Below are 554 nucleotides of genomic sequence, written 5' to 3'. Positions count from 1 at the left end.
GATTATAGGCTTCAACGGCATCGGCATTCAGGCTCGGACAGGCGTTTTCGGCATACACCATTTCCTTAGGTAGGCGCGGTTTGAGCGGCGGGTCTTGATCGGGATAACCGAGGCACAACCCCACCAAAGGCACGCAATAATCCGGCAGATTCAATACGTCCGACACTTTTTGCGCATTATTGCGCAACGCGCCGATATACACGCCGCCCAGCCCAAGCGATTCGGCGGCAAGCAATACGTTTTGCGCCATAATGCCTGCATCGACCGCACCAATCAGGGTTACCTCCGCCCAATCAATTTGCGCATTGGGAAACATTGCCTTGTGTTTGGAAAAATCGATGCAAAACAGTAAAAATTCCGCACAATGGACAATATAAGGTGCGCTTCCAGCCGCTTCATGTATCCCCTGCCTCAGCGCAAGATCCGATACGCGGATGATGGAAACGCATTGCAGGTTGTTGGAAGTCGAAGCCTGCTGCCCGGCACGAACCAGCGTATCGAGGATTTCATCGGCAATCGGTTCGGAAGTAAACCTGCGGATAGAACGATGGGAA

The 554-nt window shown here is 52.7% G+C and carries 1 protein-coding gene; it reads right to left on the bottom strand.

Translation table 11 applies throughout. The annotated features are described in order from the left end of the window. On the bottom strand, positions 1-554 hold a 554-nt coding region (gene nfsA / locus ACTHUR_RS17125; RefSeq protein WP_440399898.1), incomplete at both ends, for an oxygen-insensitive NADPH nitroreductase.

Source organism: Neisseria sp. P0021.S007, assembly GCF_051956855.1.
Note: the sequence above shows the minus strand (reverse complement) of the source record. Positions and strands in the feature narration are given on the sequence as shown.